This is a genomic window from Streptomyces sp. NPDC015345 (genome assembly GCF_043078805.1).
In the GTDB taxonomy this organism is placed as follows: Bacteria; Actinomycetota; Actinomycetes; order Streptomycetales; family Streptomycetaceae; genus Streptomyces.
On the sequence record NZ_JBIBTX010000004.1, the window covers coordinates 632,331 to 650,444 of the forward strand.

14 protein-coding genes and 1 tRNA gene are annotated in these 18,114 nt (G+C 72.5%); 9 read left to right on the plus strand and 6 right to left on the minus strand.

Going from position 1 to position 18,114, the window contains the following annotated elements:
• Nucleotides 1–27: 27 nt before the first annotated feature.
• From ACF062_RS20020 to ACF062_RS20040, 5 genes are all read left to right on the plus strand, one after another.
• Nucleotides 28–309 carry an acyl carrier protein gene (locus ACF062_RS20020; protein ID WP_392139846.1) on the plus strand — a complete coding sequence of 94 codons (282 nt, stop codon included), beginning with the start codon at nucleotides 28–30 and terminating at the stop codon, nucleotides 307–309.
• The gene (locus tag ACF062_RS20025) at nucleotides 306–1,514 is read left to right on the plus strand and encodes a beta-ketoacyl-[acyl-carrier-protein] synthase family protein (protein ID WP_392139848.1); all 1,209 of its coding nucleotides are present in this window, start codon (nucleotides 306–308) and stop codon (nucleotides 1,512–1,514) included. The genes ACF062_RS20020 and ACF062_RS20025 overlap by 4 nt, the downstream gene beginning before the upstream one ends.
• A gap of 22 nt (nucleotides 1,515–1,536) precedes the next feature.
• Nucleotides 1,537–2,787, plus strand: coding sequence for a wax ester/triacylglycerol synthase domain-containing protein (locus tag ACF062_RS20030; RefSeq protein WP_392139850.1), 1,251 nt, complete (start codon nucleotides 1,537–1,539; stop codon nucleotides 2,785–2,787).
• A gap of 202 nt (nucleotides 2,788–2,989) precedes the next feature.
• The gene (locus ACF062_RS20035) at nucleotides 2,990–3,742 is read left to right on the plus strand and encodes an alpha/beta fold hydrolase (protein ID WP_392139851.1); all 753 of its coding nucleotides are present in this window, start codon (nucleotides 2,990–2,992) and stop codon (nucleotides 3,740–3,742) included.
• Nucleotides 3,739–4,242, plus strand: a complete 504-nt coding sequence (locus tag ACF062_RS20040; protein WP_392139853.1) for a hypothetical protein — start codon at nucleotides 3,739–3,741, stop codon at nucleotides 4,240–4,242. Before ACF062_RS20035 ends, ACF062_RS20040 begins: the two co-directional genes overlap by 4 nt.
• 26 nt (nucleotides 4,243–4,268) lie before the next feature.
• On the opposite strand, the gene ACF062_RS20045 is transcribed toward ACF062_RS20040, so the two are convergent.
• Nucleotides 4,269–4,886, minus strand: a complete 618-nt coding sequence (locus ACF062_RS20045) for a TetR/AcrR family transcriptional regulator (RefSeq protein ID WP_392139855.1) — start codon at nucleotides 4,884–4,886, stop codon at nucleotides 4,269–4,271.
• Between the two features lie 138 nt (nucleotides 4,887–5,024).
• Here ACF062_RS20045 and ACF062_RS20050 point away from each other — a divergent pair, with 138 nt between their 5' ends.
• Nucleotides 5,025–6,476, plus strand: a complete 1,452-nt coding sequence (locus ACF062_RS20050; RefSeq protein ID WP_392139857.1) for an amidase — start codon at nucleotides 5,025–5,027, stop codon at nucleotides 6,474–6,476.
• Nucleotides 6,477–6,534: 58 nt separating this feature from the next.
• On the opposite strand, the gene ACF062_RS20055 is transcribed toward ACF062_RS20050, so the two are convergent.
• Together ACF062_RS20055 and ACF062_RS20060 are read right to left on the minus strand one after the other, a co-directional pair.
• Nucleotides 6,535–6,608: transfer RNA gene (locus ACF062_RS20055), tRNA-Met, on the minus strand.
• Between the two features lie 76 nt (nucleotides 6,609–6,684).
• The gene (locus ACF062_RS20060) at nucleotides 6,685–7,284 is read right to left on the minus strand and encodes a TetR family transcriptional regulator (protein WP_392139859.1); all 600 of its coding nucleotides are present in this window, start codon (nucleotides 7,282–7,284) and stop codon (nucleotides 6,685–6,687) included.
• A 62-nt stretch (nucleotides 7,285–7,346) separates the two neighbouring features.
• Between ACF062_RS20060 and ACF062_RS20065 the strand changes: the two genes are divergently transcribed.
• Nucleotides 7,347–8,207: a class I SAM-dependent methyltransferase gene (locus tag ACF062_RS20065; protein ID WP_392139861.1), complete on the plus strand. Its 861-nt coding sequence runs from the start codon at nucleotides 7,347–7,349 to the stop codon at nucleotides 8,205–8,207.
• A gap of 14 nt (nucleotides 8,208–8,221) precedes the next feature.
• Here ACF062_RS20065 and ACF062_RS20070 read toward each other — a convergent pair whose 3' ends face one another.
• A complete protein-coding gene (locus tag ACF062_RS20070; RefSeq protein WP_392139862.1) occupies nucleotides 8,222–9,919 on the minus strand; it encodes a carboxylesterase/lipase family protein in 1,698 nt (565 codons plus the stop codon).
• A 202-nt stretch (nucleotides 9,920–10,121) separates the two neighbouring features.
• Between ACF062_RS20070 and ACF062_RS20075 the strand changes: the two genes are divergently transcribed.
• On the plus strand, nucleotides 10,122–11,558 hold the full coding sequence (locus tag ACF062_RS20075) for a hypothetical protein (RefSeq protein ID WP_392139863.1): 1,437 nt from the start codon (nucleotides 10,122–10,124) through the stop codon (nucleotides 11,556–11,558).
• A 71-nt stretch (nucleotides 11,559–11,629) separates the two neighbouring features.
• Here the strand turns inward: ACF062_RS20075 and ACF062_RS20080 are convergent, their stop codons facing one another.
• Together ACF062_RS20080 and ACF062_RS20085 are read right to left on the minus strand one after the other, a co-directional pair.
• Complete coding sequence (locus tag ACF062_RS20080) at nucleotides 11,630–14,896, minus strand: AAA family ATPase (protein ID WP_392139865.1); 3,267 nt, start codon at nucleotides 14,894–14,896, stop codon at nucleotides 11,630–11,632.
• Nucleotides 14,897–15,113: 217 nt separating this feature from the next.
• Entirely contained in the window at nucleotides 15,114–15,992 is an 879-nt protein-coding gene (locus ACF062_RS20085; RefSeq protein ID WP_392139866.1) for an alpha/beta fold hydrolase, read from the minus strand.
• A gap of 144 nt (nucleotides 15,993–16,136) precedes the next feature.
• Between ACF062_RS20085 and ACF062_RS20090 the strand changes: the two genes are divergently transcribed.
• A complete protein-coding gene (locus ACF062_RS20090) occupies nucleotides 16,137–18,110 on the plus strand; it encodes a BTAD domain-containing putative transcriptional regulator (protein ID WP_392139868.1) in 1,974 nt (657 codons plus the stop codon).
• Nucleotides 18,111–18,114: the final 4 nt, after the last annotated feature.

Below are 18,114 nucleotides of genomic sequence, written 5' to 3' on the forward strand. Positions count from 1 at the left end.
ACAGCACCAGGAGATGGAGGCAGTTGCATGGATGTGGAACACGGCGACGCAGACGTATGGGAGACGCTGCGCCCGCTCTGCGCGCGGGTGATGTCGGTGCCGCCGGAGGCTGTTGTGCCGCAGGCCCGGCTCGTTGCCGACCTGGGTGCCGACAGCCTCGACATCACCGAACTGGAAGCGGCGTCCGAGGACGTATTCGGCGTCTCCCTCAAAGGCGCCGACAAGTCCGGGGTGTCCACCGCGGGTGACGTCGCCGACCTCATCGTGCGGCTGCGCGCCCACGAGGCCCACAGCCCTCTCGCCCGATGAGCGGCCGACCGGCCGTCGCCGTCACAGGGATGGGTGTCCGCTGCGCCGCCGGGGCGACTCCGGCGGCACTGTGGGAGAGCCTGATCACGCGCCGCCCCGCGATCTCGCCGCACGCCTTCGACGACGAAGGCACCGTCGTGGGCCCGGCGTCCGTCATGACCGGCTTCGACCCGACCGGCTACCTCTCGCCCAAGGAGGTGCGGCGGGCCGACCGGTCGGCACAGCTGGCGGTGTGCGCGGCCATGGACGCCGTGGAGGACGCAGGCGGGCTCCAAGTCCCGCCCGGGCGGCGGGCGGTGATCACCGGCACCGCCTACGGAGGGCTGGTCAGCCAGGAGAACGGCATCGGACATCCCGACGTGCTCTATGTGCCCCGGCTGATGAACAACGCGGGCGCGTACTGGGTCGGCGCCCGGCTCGGTATCACGGGCCCCAGCCTGACGGTCTCCACCGCCTGCGCGGCCGGTACCCACGCGGTGGGTGAGGCGATGCAGATGATCCGGTCCGGGTGCGCGGACGTGGTGGTGGCGGGAGGACACGAGAGCCCCCTGACCCCCACGACGGCACTCGCCTTCGGGCGGTCCGGCGCGATGGCCACCGACTTCGACGAGTCCGGCGCCGCGTCACGGCCGTTCGACGCCGCACGGCACGGATTCGTCCTCGCCGAAGGGGCCGGGTTCCTGGTCATCGAGCGGCTGGACCTCGCCCGGGCGCGGGGCGCCCGGATCCACGCCACACTGACCGGCTACGGGCGCAACTCCGACGCCCACCACCTCACGGCACCGCACCCCGACGGCGAGGGCGCCCGGGCGTGCATGGAGCAGGCGCTCGCCGACGCCGGTACGACGGCGCGCGCCGTCACCCACGTCGACGCGCACGGTACCGGCACCGAGCTGAACGACCTGGCGGAGGCGCGGGCCATCGCCGCGCTGTTCGGCCCCGGCGCGGTGCCGGTCACCGCTCCGAAGTCGGTGATCGGGCATGCCCTGGGGGCGGCTGGGGCACTGGAAGCCGTGATCACGGTCTTGTCCGTACGGGAAGGACTCGCGCCGCCGACCGCGTCCCTCACCCAGCTGGACCCCCGGTGCGACATCGACGTCGTCACCACCGAACCACGCAAGATCTCGAACGGGCCGGTGATCAGCAACAGCTTCGCCTTCGGCGGCCACAACGCCTGCGTCGTGTTCGACTCATCCCACGACTGAGTACTGAAGGAGGCTTCGGAGCATGAGGCTGACGGCCGTCGAAGAGGGGCACCTGCGCAATGGGCTGCCGGGGACGATCGGCATCGCCGCGGTGTTTCCCGGAGCGCGGTTCGACCTGGCGGAGGTGCGCTCCCGTGTCCGTGACCGGTGGGGCGGACTCGACCGGATGAAGTTGGTCGTCGAGGCCCCCACCGGGCCGACGGCACTGTTCGGCCACCGGTGGGCAGTGGGCCGGGCGTTCGATCCCGCCGCGCACGTCACCGCCACGGACCAGGAACTGGAATCCGTGTTCGCCGACGGCGTCGGTCACCCCCTGCCGCCCGGACGGCCCCCCTGGCGGCTCCTTGTCACGCCGCAGTCCCTCGTGCTGCTCGCCCATCACGCGCTGCTGGACGGCCGCTCCCTGGAGACCCTCTTCCGGCTGCTGATGGACGACGCGGCACCGCCGCCCCCTTCCGGACCGGCCGCGGCACACTCGCCCGCGATCGCCCGACAGCGCCCCGGCCTCCGCCCCGGCGGCATCGGCAGGGAGCTGCGCCGCATCGGGGCCCAGGGCCGGCGCCTCCCCGCGGTGCCTCACAGTGGAGCGCGGCCGTCGGTGGCCGTGGTCGAACTGGACCCGGAGATGATGCGTGCCGCTCGCCGCCGGCCGGCCGACGGACGCGGGGCGACGCTCAACGAACTGCTGCTCGGCTCGTACGCCGGTGCCCTCCGCGCCTGCTACGGCCCGCTGCCCTCCTGGCCCGCTGGACCGGCCCCCTTCTACGCCACCGTGCCGGTCGACCTGCGGACCCGCGCCGACGCCCAGCGGCTCGGCAACGGAGTGACCGCGCTGCGCATCCCGCTGCCCATCGACAGCGAGTCCCCGGTCACCCGGCTGAAGGTGTGCCAGGACCTGGTCGCGGCGTTCGACCACCGCAGCGACGCCCACCGCGCGATCCTTCCCGCGCTCAAGGCCGTCGCCCACGCCGTGCCGTGGCTGGCGGGGGTGATGGCCAGGAACCTGGCCCGCCCCGAGGCGACCACGAGTCTGTGCACCGCCTTCAAGTGGCGGGGCAGCCCCAGCCACTTCCTCGGCAGTCCCTTGGCGCGCGTCGTACCGATGCCCCAACTCGCCCCGCCGGGCACGGCGAACCTCTGCCTCGTCCACACCGCCGACGCCTACACCCTCACCGTCGTGAGCCACCTGGGGCCGGGGGACGCCGGGATGCTCGGCGAGGCCGTGGCCCAAGACCTCAAGGCGGTCGCGGCGTCCGGCACGTCCGCCGGTTAGCGTTGCCGCCGCGCGGCGCCGGTAGCGGTGCGCGGCCGGGGCCGGCGGATGAAGAGCGAGCTGGTCCCGCCGGATGCCGGCCCCGGAACGCCCAGCACACGCTCGGCTGGGCCGCTACGGTTGGGCATCAGCTCCGGTGCCGACCACGCCGACGCGTTCGGCGGTGCGGCGCACACGGGGCGGTACGGGTGATGGTGGGGGAGTGGAGCAGAGGACAGACACCGGGATTTTCACCCGCGGGTTCGGGGCGCCGCCGCGTGACGGCGCCCCGAACGCCGTACTCGTACACGGGCTCGGGCTCTCGGGGCGGTACCTCGTGCCCCTGGCGCGGCGGCTGGCCGCGAGCGGCACGACCGTCCTGGTACCCGACCTGCCGGGCAACGCGCGATCCCGCGCCGCCGCGCGCCGCGCACTCGACGTAGGGCAGCTCGCTGACGCCTTGGCGCACTGGCACCGGCAGCTGTCCCTGGGGCCGAGCTGCCTCGTGGCCAACTCGGTCGGCTGCCAGGTGACCGCGGCCCTCACCGCCCGCCACCCGGACCTGGTGAGCCGGATGGTCCTGGTCGGCCCGGCCCTCGAACCGAGGACATTCGGCCCGCGCCAGTTCGCACGGCTGCTCGCGGACGTGCCCCGGGAGCCCTTCTCACTGCTCCCGCTGGCCGCGGCGGACTATCTGGTGACCGGGCTGCCGCGCTGCGCCGCGTCCTTCCGCAGCGCCCTGCGCGACGCGGCCGAGTCGTTCGAGGGGAACCTGGCCCGGGTCCACGCGCCGACGCTCGTCGTACGGGGATCGGGTGACACCATCGCCTCCGCCGCCTGGATCAGGCACGTGGCGCGGGTCGTCGGCGACGGACGAACGGCCGAGATGCCAGGCGTGGCCCACGCGGCCCACTACAGCGCGCCGGACGCCATGGCGGCGCTCATCGAAAAGTTCACGGAGGGAGAGCTGTCATGAAGCGGCCGAGTACGACCGACTCCTCACGGCAGCCCCGGCACACGGAACGACCGTCGCCCTGGCTGCGCCTGCTGCCCGGCATCTCGCCGAAGCGCCGCGGCTTCGTGCTGGCCTGGTGGGGATTCGCGCTCACCTTCGGCGGGATGCGGCTGCTCACCTGGCTCATCCACATCGATGTGGCCGGGGTGGGCGACGTCCAGGCCGGTGGGCTGCACATCCACCACTACGTGTGGGGCATCCTGCTGCTCGCGGCGGTGGGCGCGGCGGGCCTCGCGGAGCGCTCGGCGCGGGCACGCGCCTGGATGGGGCTCGCCTACGGGGTGGGCCTCGCCCTCATCGTCGACGAGGCCGCGCTGCTGATCAGTCTGGAAGACGTGTACTGGGACACCGAGGGCGGCATCAGTATCGCCCTGGCCATCGCCGTGATCGCCGTCGCGGGCAGTGTGCTGGCGATGACGCGGGGGCGGCGCGCCTCCAGGCGGGACCGGGGCGAGAGCTGAGCCGGTGAAGCCCGGTCGCCCGGTGGTCAGGTAACCGGCGCGTCGGGGGCCGGGCGGCGCCGGTCCAGGATTCCCTCGACGATTCGCATCAGCCGATCCGGCACCTGATCGATGCTTCCGTTCTGCGTGCTGACCTGCGCGCCTTCGAGTACGAAGGTGATCTCGGCCGCGGCCTGTTCGGGATCGGGCAAGCCGGCCTCGGCGCACATGCCCACGAGTCTGCGGGTCTGCTCGGCCTTGTGCTTCTCGATCACTTGCCGTGCGGGATGGGAGCGGTCGGGCAGTTCGGCGAGGGAGTTGATGAACGGACAGCCCCGGTGCGAGATCGTCGGCAGTCCCTCGGCGATGAAGCGGGCCAGGCCGCGGATCTGTTCCCTGGGCCGGCCTGGATGGTCGGCCTCGACCCGGTCGAAGGCGGCCTGGTAATCGGCGGCGAGGATCCGCAACCACTCCGCCACCAGCGCGTCCTTGGTCTCGAAGTGCCGGTAGATGGCCATTTTGGTGGTCTCGGCCTTCTCAGCGATCGCCTGGACGCCTACCCGCCGGATCCCCTCGCTCTGGAAGAGCTCTTCCGCCGCGTCGAGGATGCGCTCACGAGGCGGCAGTTTCGCCACCCTGCCCGGCCTGCTGGTGGTCGATGCCATGACTGCTCCGTGACGTCCGTTCCGTCGTGGGCGGCTCCTGCCCGGCCACCGCCTGTTACGGTACCAGCCCAACCCATTCGATACCGCTCGGTATCGTCAGGGACTCAACGGTATCGACTTGCCCTTCTGGGAGTGACAGTGAGAATCACCGAGTACGTGAGCTTCGACGCGGTCGGACTCGCCGAGCTGGTGGCCCGGGGCGAAGTGACCCCCGCCGAACTGGAGGCCACCGCACGCGAGGCCGCGCGGGCGGTCAACCCGCGGATCAACGCCATCGTCGAGACCTGGCCGGCCGACGACGAACCCATACCCGGCAGCTCACCGCTGGCCGGGGTCCCTTTCCTGATCAAGGACATCGGAGTCTCCATGGCCGGGAGGCGGATGGAGCTGGGCAGCCGTCTCGCGGCAGGCAACGTCGCCGCCGCCGACTCCTCCCTGATGCTGCGCTTCCGCCGCGCCGGCCTCGTGACGTTCGGACGTACGTCGACACCGGAGATGGCCTACAGCAACACGACGGAACCCGTGCTGTACGGCGCGACCCGCAACCCGTGGGACCCGGCGCGCGGCGCGGGCGGATCCAGCGGGGGTGCGGGCGCGGCAGTCGCCGCCGGGGTGGTGCCGATCGCACACGCCACCGACGCCGCGGGCTCGATCCGCATCCCCGCGGCCTGCAACGGCCTCTTCGGGTTGAAGCCGACCCGTGGCCGGGTCTCCGCGGGCCCCTTCTTCGACGAGGTCTTCAACGGTCTCGCCGTGCAGGGCAGCGTCAGCCGCACGGTACGAGACAGCGCGGCGCTGCTCGACCAGATCCGCGGCCCGGAACCGGGCGACCCCTACTTCGCACAGGAGCCGTCCCGGCCGTACGCGGAGGAAGTCACCCGCCCTCCGGGCACGCTGCGGATCGGTGTCCTCGGCCAGGCATGGGGTGGACACCGCACCACCGCGCCCGTGGTCGACGCCCTCTCCCGCACCGTGCGCCTGCTCGAATCCCTCGGCCATCAGGTGGAGGAGGTCAAGGTCGACCTCGGGGTCGACTGGGAGGAGTTCGTCCTGGCGAGCTCCCACCAGTGGACGGCGAATCTCACGGCTTCGATCGACGAACTGGCTGCCGCCTTCGGCCGGCCCATCGACGACTCGACCCTTGAGCCGCCCATTCTCGCCAGCTACCACTACGGGCAGCGGGTGAGCGGCGCCCAGTTCGTCACCGCGCTCGCCGTCCGGAACCGGGTGGCTCGCAGCCTGGCACGGTACTTCGCCGCTCACGACATGCTGCTCACGCCGACCCTGCCGGAGCTCCCCGTTCCCCTGGGCACTCATGCCGAGGGCGCGGAGGCACTGGACGGCCTTGGCTGGCTTCGCCGCCTCTTCGACCTCTCGCCGTTCACCGTGGCGTTCAATGTGGCGGGCACGCCCGCGATGTCGGTGCCTGTGACGGCCGACGCCGAGACAGGGCTGCCGGTCGGCATGCAGTTCGCCGCCGGTTACGGACTCGAAAGCCGCCTCTTCCGTCTCGCCGGCCAACTCGAACAGGCCGGCCCGTGGTCGGACCGGACCCCCAAGGTCTGGGCAGGGAACCACAGGGGCCACTGAGGGCGCCCCGAACGGCTCCGGCCCCTCCCGATGTCATATCGGAAGGGGCCGGTTCTCGTAGCGGGGACAGGATTTGAACCTGCGACCTCTGGGTTATGAGCCCAGCGAGCTACCGAGCTGCTCCACCCCGCGTCGGTGAACCCCACTCTACGTCAGGTGAACGGCTGCGAATGACCACTCCGGGCTGTCAGCCGACCAGCGGCCCGGCCTACGACTGAGCTGGTCGCAAGGCGCCTGCGATGACGGTGGTCACCATCTTGCGGACGGCGGCGATCTGCGGCGGGGCGCTCCCCCGGTCGGCGAACAGCAGGTGCCCGGCCCCGACGAGAGTGGGGGCGAGCGTGTCGATGTCGGCGTCACCGGCCAGGCGCCCCGACTCCCGCTCGGCAGTGAGATAGGCGGCGATCATGGCGGCGCCTTGCACGGCCGGCGGGATACCGGTCAGACCGGCCTCGCGCAGCCGGGCGCGGAGGCCGTCACGGAAGGTGATGAGCGCGACGATTGCCACCGTGACCGGCTCGAACAGGTCCTGAAGCGCGTCGGCGAGATTGTCCACCACGCTGCCGGTGCCGGCGGCCGCACGCAGAGTCGTGGTCCGCTCCTCGATGCCGCGGACGCGGTCGAGGACCAGTTCCGCCAGGAAGGCGTCGAAGTCGGTGAAGTGCCGGTGCAGCACACCCTTGGCACAGTTCGCCTCCTCCGTGACCGCCCTGCTGGTCAACGCGCCGGGCCCGTCCCGAAGCAGGACGCGCTCGGCGGCTTCGAACAACTGGCCGCGCACGTTGTGGATGTGCACCCCTGACGGCATTGTGCTCCCTTTCCGCGCCGCCCCGCCTTAACAAGTGGGCAAGCGCCCATTAAAGTGGGCGCATGCCCATTTTACCGCAGGGCCAGCCGGACGAGTCCGGACCCGAGCCCCACCACCACCGGCGGACAGCCGAGTCGTTCGGAGTGGACGCCGAACGCTACGACCGCGCCCGACCGCCGTATCCCCAGGCCCTGGTGGACGGAATCGTCGCGGCAAGCCCCGGCCGACATGTCCTCGACGTCGGAGCCGGGACCGGCATCGAGGCCCGGCAATTCCAGGCGGCCGGCTGCACGGTGCTCGGTGTCGAGCCGGACGAGCGGATGGCCGCCTTCGCGCGCCGCAGCCGGGTCGAGGTCGAGGTCGCCAGGTTCGAGGACTGGCAGCCGGCCGGACGGCAGTTCGACGCGGTCATCGCCGGCACCGCCTGGCACTGGGTGGACCCCGTCGCCGGCGCGGCCAAGGCGGCCCAGGTGCTCCGGCCCGGCGGCCGACTCGCCCCCTTCCACCACGTCCCCCAACTCCCGGCCGAGGTGATCGACGCCCTCGCCGAAGCGCTCCAACGTGTCGCCCCCGATTGCCCGTTCAACCCCGGCCTGCTGAGAGGCTCGGCCGTGGACGCGTACCAGCCGCTGTTCGCGAAAATCGCCGACGGGATCCGCCGGACCGGCGACTTCAGCGAGCCCGAACAGTGGCGCTTCGCCTGGGAGCGCACCTACTCCCGGGAAGAGTGGCTCGACCAGCTCCCCACCTTCGGCGGCCTCACCCAACTCCCCCCAGACGAAATGGCCGAGGTCCTGGACAGCGCCGGGACCGCGATCGACAAGCTCGGCGGCCACGCCACCATGCCCTGCACATCCGTCGTGATCACCTCGACCCGCTCCAGCCACACGATTGCCGAGGATCAGCCCTCGGCCCACCGCTGACGCACTCCGATCTGTCAGCGCTCGCGGTTCCAGAAGCCGAGGTTGTGTTCGCGGTAGTAGTCGACGGGGCCGATCCGGTGCGGTGCCAGTGACTGTGTGTACGGCCGTCCGACGTGGCCCGGCCGGTAAGGCGGCCAGGCGGGCAGCCCGGCGCCGCGCGGTGTGCCGGTGCGGGCGAAGGCGGCCCAGTAGCCGCTCATCGTGGCCGACAGGCGGCGTTGCGCCGGGGTGAACTTCGGCTCCGCCGTCTCGTCCTCGAACAGGTACGGGATGTCGCCCGCGTGGAAGGCGCCGAAGTCGAAGTCGCCGGGCAGCGGCAGGAACATCGGTGCGTCTCGGTCGGCGAACTCGTAGGCGTATACGGGGGCATGTCGCGCGAGCGCCTCGTGCTGGTCGTGTGTGCCACGCGCCCACATGCGGTCGGTGATGACGGTGGCCCACGCCAGCGCGGGAGACGGGTACGCGGACGTGGGGTACTCGGCGCGCACCCGCTTCGCCGGCCGCTCGCCGAACGCCGTGTGCAGCGCCCGCACGTAGTCGGCCTCGGTGAACTCTCTGCCCACCGCGTCGTACGTCATCCCGACGAACGTGCGGTGTTCGTCGCGGGTCGCGCCGGACAGGACGGGCACGCGGTGGAACCGTCCGGCGCGCAGGGCCGTCGGCGGCAGCTCGGGCAGGGTGGCGTTGCCGTATCCGAAGGCCTGGAAGGCGTTCATGATGTACGGCACCTTGAGGATCGTCTTCACGGGCAGGGTGCGCAGGCAGGCGAGCGTACGCTGCGGGCGGCGATCCCGGCAGCCCAGGGACGAGGTCATCTCGGTGGTGATGTCCTCCATCTCCCGCCCCGTCCGCCATACGTACCAGGGATATCCCGGCACGCCAGGCCCCATCGCGCCGGCCGGCATGTCCATCACGGCCTCGCCGCTCGCCATGACGGCACGGTGGAACAGCCCCCGGGAAGCGGGTGACGTCAGGTGTCCGGCCACGGCGGATGCGCCGAACGACACACCGGCCACGGTGACATTGCCGGGGTCGCCGCCAAAGGCGCGCGCGTTGTTCCGTACCCAGGTGAGGGCGGCCCGCTGGTCCTGGAGGCCGAAGGTGCCGGACCCTTGGAGACCCGGCAGGGCGAGGCCGCCGAAGACGCCGAGGCGGTAGTTGACGGTGACGACCACCAGGCCCCGCTCGGCCAGGCGGCGCCCGTCGAAGAAGGAGCCCCCGCCGACGGAGCCGTCGCCGTGGATCCATACGAGTACGGGGGCGGCCCGCCGTCGGGTCGTGGCCGGCGGCGTCGTGACGTTCAGGGCCAGGCAGTCCTCCTCCGTGCTGGAGATCTGCGCGTAGGCGGAGGGCACCTGCGGGCACAGCGGCCCGGGCTTCGTGGCGTCCCTCACCCCCTTCCACGGCCGCACCGGGCGGGGCGGCGCCCACCGGTGGCGTCCCTTGGGCGCACCCGCGTAAGGGATGCCCTGGAAGATCCGGTGCGCGCCCGACCGGGCGCCGCGGACCAGGCCCGCGTCGGTGCGCACCGTCATGTCGGTGGCGACACCGGCCGTTGCGCCGTGCCGGACCTCGGCGACCGGTGCCGGGCCGGGTTTCGCCGTGGAAGCGAACGGTGCGGAGGCCGGCGGTGCGGAGGCCAGCACGGTGAACGTCAGGGCGGTGGCCGTCGCCGCGACGGCCGCCCGATGGGGAGTTCTGCGATGGGTCACGACGAAAACCTTCCTCGCGGGCGCCTCTTCCGGCGCGGGAACGCACCGGAGACGACCTGATCGAGGCACGAGCCCAGCCGGATGGGCCCCCGCCACGGGGCAGGCGCGTGATCGCGTCTGGCGGCCGCGCGTTCCGATCACGCGCCCTACGGGTACGACGCCTCTCGCACCGGGCGAGGGGCCCAGCCCGAAGGAGCCGGACATGGCACCCACCGCACCTGATTTCGGACGCGGAATCGACCCCTACGCGCCCTACGAACCGCAGCGTGACTGCGACCCCGACGCCAAACCCGGCCTGATCGACTTCCGTGACCTGGTGCTTGCCGCCTATCCCGGTACGACCAACATGGGCATCAGCCGGGCGTGCGGCAGCGGAGGCCAGAGCGAGCACAAGGAAGGCCGCGCCTGGGACTGGGGCGTGAACGTGCAGGGCCAGGGACACCTGGCCGACGACCTGATCAACTGGCTGCACGCCACGGACCGGCACGGCAACCCGCACGCCCTCGCGCGCCGCTTCGGAATCATGTACATGATCTGGAACCGGCGCATCTGGATGGCCAATCGCCCCGACGCCGGCTGGCAGCCCTACCGAGGCGCCAACCCGCACACCAACCACATCCACTTCAGCTTCTCCTGGGCCGGTGCCCGCAGGGAGACGAGCTGGTGGAAGGGGCCTGTGGTGCCGGATCGGCGGCAGCGGCTGGCGGTGGGGATGTCGGCGGATGGTCGTGTGGAGGTGTTCCATGCGGCGGTTGACCAGATCTATCACACGTATCAGCATCAGCCGGGGGGTGAGTGGTCGGGGTGGCGGGCTTTTGGCGGGCCCGCGTCGGCGACGATCGCGTTGTCCGCGGCCCCGGATGGGCGGTTGGAGCTGTTCGCGATGAGCGGGGAGACGTTCGTGCACCGGTATCAGGCGAAGGTGTCGGGGGAGTGGGCGGACTGGTACGCGTTCGGTGGCGGTGGGGATCATCTGGCGGTGGGGCGCAATCATGACGGCCGGTTGGAGGTCTTCGCGTCCAACGCTGAGGGTGTGCATCATCGTTGGCACAACACGCCGGGTGGGACGTGGCATGACTGGCGGCCGTTGGGTGGTCCGGCGAGCGCGCGGCTCGCGGTGGCTCCCGCTTCGGACGGGCGTATCGAGGTGTTCGCTCTGACGGATGACATTTTCCGTCATACGTGTCAGACAGATCTGTCGGGGACGTGGCGGCAGTGGGTGGACTTCGGTCTGGGTGGTGAGCATCTGGCGGTGGCGAAGAACCGTGACGGGCGGCTGGAGGTGTTCGCCTCCAACTCCACCGGTGTGCATCACCGTTGGCAAAATGTGCCGGGTGGTGACTGGCATGAGTGGCGGCCGTTGGGTGGTCCTGTGGGTGCGCGGCTTGCGGTGGTGGAGTCGCATGATGAGCGCATCGAGGCGTTCGCCATGAATGACGACGTCGTGCAGCACAACTACCAGGTGGATGCTTCCGGCGCCTGGCGCACGTGGCAGGACTTCGGTGGCGGGGGCTACTTCATCCGGGCCCTGCGCAACCGCGACGGGCGCCTGGAGATCTTCGCGAACAACCCCGGTGGTGTCCATCACCGCTGGCAGCACCAGCCCGGCAGCACCTGGCACGACTGGCAGCCGATGTGACCCGGCCTCCTTCCGCAGGCCTGGCCGTCGCGGACACCGCATACCGGTGTCCGCGACGGCCGACGGGGCTGTCACAGCCTCCAGCGCAGATCCTGCTCGGGGGTGTAGCGGCACATCGTCCCGGTGGAGACGGCGCGGCGCAGGTGGGCCGCCAGCTCAGGGTGCCGCTGGTCCAGCTTGCGCAACGTGTCACGGATGCGGGCGGTGACATTCTTCCGGGCACGCTCGCGCGAGTCGCCCAGGCGGCGCGCCCGGCCTCCCAGGCCCGCGTAACGGCGCAGCTCCTCCAGCAGGTCGGCGCGCTCCTGGTCATAAGCGGCCGCGCGCCGGTCGTCCCCCTGCTCGACCGCCCGGTCGATCTCCGCCTCCAGCCGCTCCAGATGACGTCGGTACCGACTGCGCGCCTCGTCGTCCAGCACTTCGTCGGCCCCCATGCCCTGCACGGTGGCCACGGTCTCGTCGTCCGGGTTCAGGAGGCGCACGGCCGCGATGTCCTGGCCGGGCAGGCTCAGCAGGCAGTGCAGGTCACGCAGACCTTTCGCGTCGGGCATGTGCACGGTGCGACCCCCGTACGTCAGCCGCCACACCTCGCCGTTGCGGCGGAACTCGTACGCGGGGGCCGAACCGCCCTGGCCGGGCCGTGCGCCGCGGCCGTGCGGGGCCACGTGCTCGACCCGGGCGAGCAGATGCGTCATGCCGAGTTCGCGCGCCTGCGACGCCGCCTCGCCGAGCAGCGCGGCCACGTGGCGCTCGTCGTGAGCGCCCTGCGCCGAGACCGCGGCCGCCAGTTCGATACGGGCCCGCAGCGACCACGGCAGCGCGTGCAGCCGGTCGGCCGACTCGCGGGCCTCGGTGAGGTGGCGCACCGCGGAGTCCCACCGCTGCTGCGCGGCGTCGAGGACGCCCATCCAGAGCGCCGCCGGGCCGCTGATGTCCCACCCGAAGAGGGAGACCAGCCACTGGCCGGTGTACGGGGCCAGCGCGGCACGCACGTTGTCGCACCACGCCGGGTCGCCCGAAGCGGCGGCCGCCTGGGCCTGGTGGCGTAGCCACAGCGGGGTGACGCTGCGGTGGAGCACCGTGTCACCGCCGGCGCCCGCCCCCGGCCGGGGCACGGGCACTCCCCGGCCTTCGCCGGCTTCCACATCGGTGAGGGCCTCGACGAGGTCGACGTACGGGTGCTGCTGGGCCCGCAGCGTATCCAGCAGCTGCCTCGCCTCGGTGAACCTGCCCCGCAGGACGAGCAGGCTCCAGCGGTGGTGGGAGGCGAAGTACCGGTAGTAGTTGGCGCCGGGGGTGTTCATGGACTCCGAGGCGTCGAGCAGCTCCGTCGCCTCGGTGAGCCTGCCGGTCAGGGCGTGGACGATGCTGCGGTCGATCACGGTGTGCAGCCGCAGGCGGGCCGAGCCGTCGGCGGCGCCCAGGGCCACCATGGCGTGGAAGTCGTCCATGAACCGCGGGTCGCCCGCTTCGAGTGCGGCGACCCACCGCATCGACATCGCCACGTGCTCCGTCCACAGGTCGCCGCGCCGCCGGGAGACCGCGACGAGCTCTCCCGCCAGAGCCCGCCGGTCGCCCGCCGCCCGCGGCCCACACTCCGACTGGAGCCGCGCCCACAGCCCGATGTGCAACGTGTCGTCATCGCCCGCCGCGCGGGCCCCGGCGACCACCGCGGCCGCCACCCGCCGGGCCATGGAGGACTGTGACAGCGTCGGTTCGGTTGCCGATGCCGACGCCGATACCGTTGCCGATGCAAGTGACGTACGCGGTGCGGGTGTTGGTGATCGTGGCGTCGAATCGTCGGAAGCGGCGGCGCTCTGTTGTTCGTACGCCCAGCGCAGGGCGCGCGGCTTCAGCAGCGCGGTGTCGCCTCGCCCGTCGGCGCCGTACAGGGTCAGCGCGGTCCGCCCCATCAGCAGCGGGTCCCCGAGGCTCCTCGCCGAAGTGGCCGCGTCGGCGAACACCTGCCAGGAACGCTCGTGTTCACCGAACATCTGGAGCGCCGTCCCGAAGTGGAGGGCCAGCAGCACCCGTCGCGCGGGGACCTCTTCACCGAGGCGGTCCAAGGCGCGCTCGTAGTGACCCGCAGCTTCCTCATGCGCCATACGGCTCTCCGCGTGACGCGCCGCCGAGAGCAGCAGTTCCACGGCCTCGTCGCGGTCCAGCTCCTCGAACGCGAGATGGGCATGGCGGGCCAGCTCCACCGGAAGCGTCGCGTCCTGCGCAACCGCCGTGCTCCCCAGCGCCCGTACGGCGGCCGCGTGCAGTCGGCGTACGTGCCGCGCGTCCAGACCGCCGTACAGCGTCTCGCGTACGAGGTCATGCTTGAAGAGCACCTCCCCGGATCGTTCGTGTGCCACCAGCTGGGCGTCCGCGGCCTGGGCCAGCCACCGGCGCACCTCTTCGGGCGAGGCGGCCATCACGCTCGCCAGCGTGTCGGTGCGGAACCGTCGCCCCAGCACGGACGCGGCGCCCAGGCACTCCGCCACGGCGTCGTCCAGCAGGCGCAACCGCTGCTGGAGGGAGGCGTGCAGGCCCGGCGACATCCCGCTCACTTCATGGCCGCCCGCCCACAGGCGCGCCGTCTCCTGGACGAAGAAGGGATTGCCGCCCGTCCGGCGCAGCACATCGCCCACGAGTCTGGCGTCCGGCGCGCACCCCACCGTACGGCGCATCAGTTCGGCGACGTGGGAGGCCCCGAGTCCCGTCAGAGTGAGCGTCGTGGCCCGGGTCTCCAGCGATCGGAGCCGGTCGCGCAGTGGATGGTCGGGCCGCTCGACCTCCACGGGCCTGTACGTCGCCATGATCAGCACCCGCTCCAGCGACATGTGCTGGGCCGCGAACTCCAGGAGGGCGACCGACGCCGTGTCGGCCCAGTGCACGTCTTCCAGTACGACCAGCACCGGCTGGTGCTGCGCGGCGGTCACCAGCATGGTCGTGACCGCGTCGAACAGCTCGAACTGCCCCGCTTCCTCCGCCTTGCCGCCACCGCCCAGCAGCACCTGCCACACCACACCGGCGGCCTCCGACGCGGCCTCCCACGCCCGCGCCCCCAGGGACCTGCGCAGACCCCGTATGACCTGCGTCCACGGCCAGTACCCGGGGGTGCCGTCGGCGCCCCAGCACGACCCGCGCGGCACGGCCATGCCCATGCGCCCCGCCTCGCGGACCGCGCAACCGGTGAGGGTCGTCTTGCCGATGCCCGCCTCGCCGGTGATCAGCAGCAGACCGCCGTGGCCCCCGCGGGCCCGTTCCAACTGTTCGCGCACCGAGCGCAGAAAGTCGTCCCGCCCGAGCAACGGCTGCCCGGCACCGTCCTCGGACGGCGGCACGGTCACCGCCGGCACCGGCCCCGACCGGCGTGCGCCGCACAGGCCATGCCCTCACCACCCCCGCAGCGTCCGTGTCCGGCGACAGCCGTCGTTCCGCCCGGAAGCGTAGAGCCTGTTCGAAAACCGGATCAACTCCACCAAAAGCGTGAACGGTACGGCGCGTCGGCCGGTCTCGGCACGCCGCGGAGACGTACGTGTGCGCGGAACCGCTGATGACCTGCCGTCAGCGCGCCAGGAGCTCCTGGACCGCTGCCGCGATCTCGTCGGGAGCCTCCTCAGCCATGAAGTGACCCGCGCGGCTGAGCCGGTGGTCGAGGTCCGGCGCCCACGCCTTCCACACCTGAGCGGCGTCGTAACCGAGCTGGGAGCCCCAGTCCTGTTGGACGACCGTGACCGGCATCGCCAACTGGGAACCGGCGTCGAGGTCCGCCTGGTCGTGCGCGATGTCGACACCCGCGGAGGCGCGGTAGTCGGCCACGATCGAGGGCACGGCCGCGGCGCTCGCCCGCAGGTACGCGGCGCGCACCGGGTCCGGTATCGCGGCCGGATCGCCCGCCCAGGCATCGATGAACGAGCCGAAGAACGCGTCCGCGCTGTTGGCGATCAGGGTCTCCGGCAGCCCGGGCGGCTGCGCCATGAGGAAGAGGTGGTAGCCCACCGCGGCGGAGACGCCGTGCAGCACGTTCCACATGTCCAGCGTCGGTATGACATCCAGGATGCCGAGGTGCGTGACGGTCTCCGGGTGGTCGAGTCCGGCCCGGAAGGCGACGAGGGCCCCGCGGTCGTGGCCGACGAGAGCGAAGCGGTCGTGCCCGAGCGCCGCCGCGAGCGACACGACGTCGGCGGCCATGGCGCGCTTCGCGTACACGTCGGGACTCGTGGCCGCCGGTTTGTCGCTCGCACCGTACCCGCGCAGGTCAGGGCAGATGACCGTGTGTTCGGTGGCCAGACGTCGCGCGACGTGCCGCCACATGAGGTGTGTCTGGGGAAAGCCGTGCAGCAGGACGACCGGGCTGCCGGTGCCGCCGATCGCGGCGGACAGCTCCACGCCGTCCGCGCCGGGCAGCCGGGCGTGGTCGAAGCCGGGAATGCCGAGAGTCATGTGGGGTCCTTTCCCCGAGCCGGGTGACTGACGGGTTCAGGATGTGCGGCGCCGATGAGCAGCCGATCAGTACGATGCGGCGTCGCTGAGCAGTCGATCAGCACGGCTGGGGCGGCGCGGACCGGATGCCCGAGGATGGGGGGCATGCGGATCGATGTACTTGGTGCGGTACGGGCGTGCGACGACGACGGCGGCCCGATCGCCCTGGGCGGCCCCCGGCACCGCGAGGTGCTCGCCCGGCTCGTCGCCGCGGAGGGCAGGATGGTCACCGCGGACACCCTCGTCGGCGACCTGTGGCCCGAGCCCCCGGCCCGCGCCCTCGGCGCACTGCGTACGTTCGTCGCCGCGCTCCGCCGCGCCATCGAACCTGGCAGGCCGCCCCGGACCCCGCCGCGCGTCCTCGTCACGGAAGGCACCGGCTATGCGCTGCGCCTGCCCCGCGCGGCCGTGGACGCCCACCGGTTCCAGGACGCCCTGGCACAGGCGCGCCGTTCTCCCCCTTCCCCCGAGGGTGCGGCCGCCCTCGGTGAGGCGCTCTCCTCGTGGCGCGGGCCCGCCTACGCCGATCTACCGGACGCCGCATGGGCCCAGCGGGAGAGGGCCCGGCTCGACGAACTGCGGCTGCAAGCCGTGGAACTCCGCGCCGGCCTCCTCCTTGACGCAGGCCAGGACTCCGGCGACGCAGGCGACGCAGGTCAGGGGCACGGCCTCGTCGCCGAACTGGGCGCGCACGTCGCCGAGCACCCGTGGCGCGAACCGGCCTGGGGACTGCTCGCCCGCGCCCTCTACCGCGACGGACGCCAGGCCGACGCGCTGGCCACGCTCCGCCGCGCCCGCACGATGCTCGTGGAACAGCTCGGCCTCGACCCCGGCCCCGCCCTCCAGCGCCTCGAGACGGACATCCTCAACCGGTCCGCGACCCTCGAAGCGGCACCTCGCGCCTGGCCGGGCACCGACGTCCGGCTTGGCCCCCGCACGACGGTGGAACTGGCCCGCACCCTCGCGCTCGCGGGCAGCGACGCCCTCGTCCTGTCCCGGCGCAACCGCCTCGCGGCCATCGAGGCGGCCGAACACACGGGGGACGTGGCGCTGACCGCCCGCGTCATCGGCGCCTACGACGTGCCCGCGATCTGGAGCCGGGCCGACGACCCCGGGCAGTCCCGCGCCGTCGTGTCGGCCGCCGAGCGCACGCTCACCGCGCTCGGCCCCGGCGGCCCTCCCGACCTGAGGGCCCGGCTCCTCGCCACCGTCGCCGTCGAGAGCCGCAGCGCGGACACATGCGGATCCGCCGCACAGAACGCACACCGGGCCGCGCGTCAGGCCGAAGCCCTGGCACGGAAGCTGGGGGACCCCGCGCTGCTGGCCTTCGCGCTCAACGGCGTGTTCCTGCACTCCTTCTCGCGGCCCGGGCTCGCACCGGAACGGGACGGGATCGGGGCCGAACTCGTCACGCTGTCCACCCGGCACGGCCTGCCGACCTTCGCGATACTCGGCCGACTCGTACGGATGCAGTCCGCGTCGGCTCGCGGCGACCTCACGGCCGCCGACGAGCACGCGACCGCCGCGGAGGGGATCGCCTCCGTCCACGAGTCGCCCCTCGTGTCCGTCCTCACCCTGTGGTTCCGGGCCCGCGTCACCGCCGCCCGGAGCACCGAGGAGGGCGGACCGACCGCCGCGGCGGCCGCGGCGGCCTACCGCGCCGCCGACGAAGCCCTCAAGACGGCGGGCATGCCGGGGCTGCGGCATGGCCTGCTGCCGCTCGCCCTGCTCGGCCTGCGCCTGCTGCACGACCGCCCCGCCCCCACAGGACCCCAGTACGACTGGGGGCCTCACCTGCCCTGGGCGGCACCGCTCGTACTCCTCGCCCAGCACAGGCCGGAGGAGGCGCGCGCCGCCCTCGCCGCGACGCCCGAGCCGCCGCGCGACCACCTCCAGGAGGCCCTCTGGTGCCTCACCGCCCATGCCGCCACGCGCCTCGGCGACCGCGAGAGCGCCGCGCGTGCGGCGACGGCCCTGCGTGACGCCCGGGACGAGGACGCGGGCGGCGCCAGTGGCCTGCTCACCCTCGGCCCGGTGGAGCGCTATCTCACGGAGGCCGAAGCCGTCGGCGCTGTTTGACAGA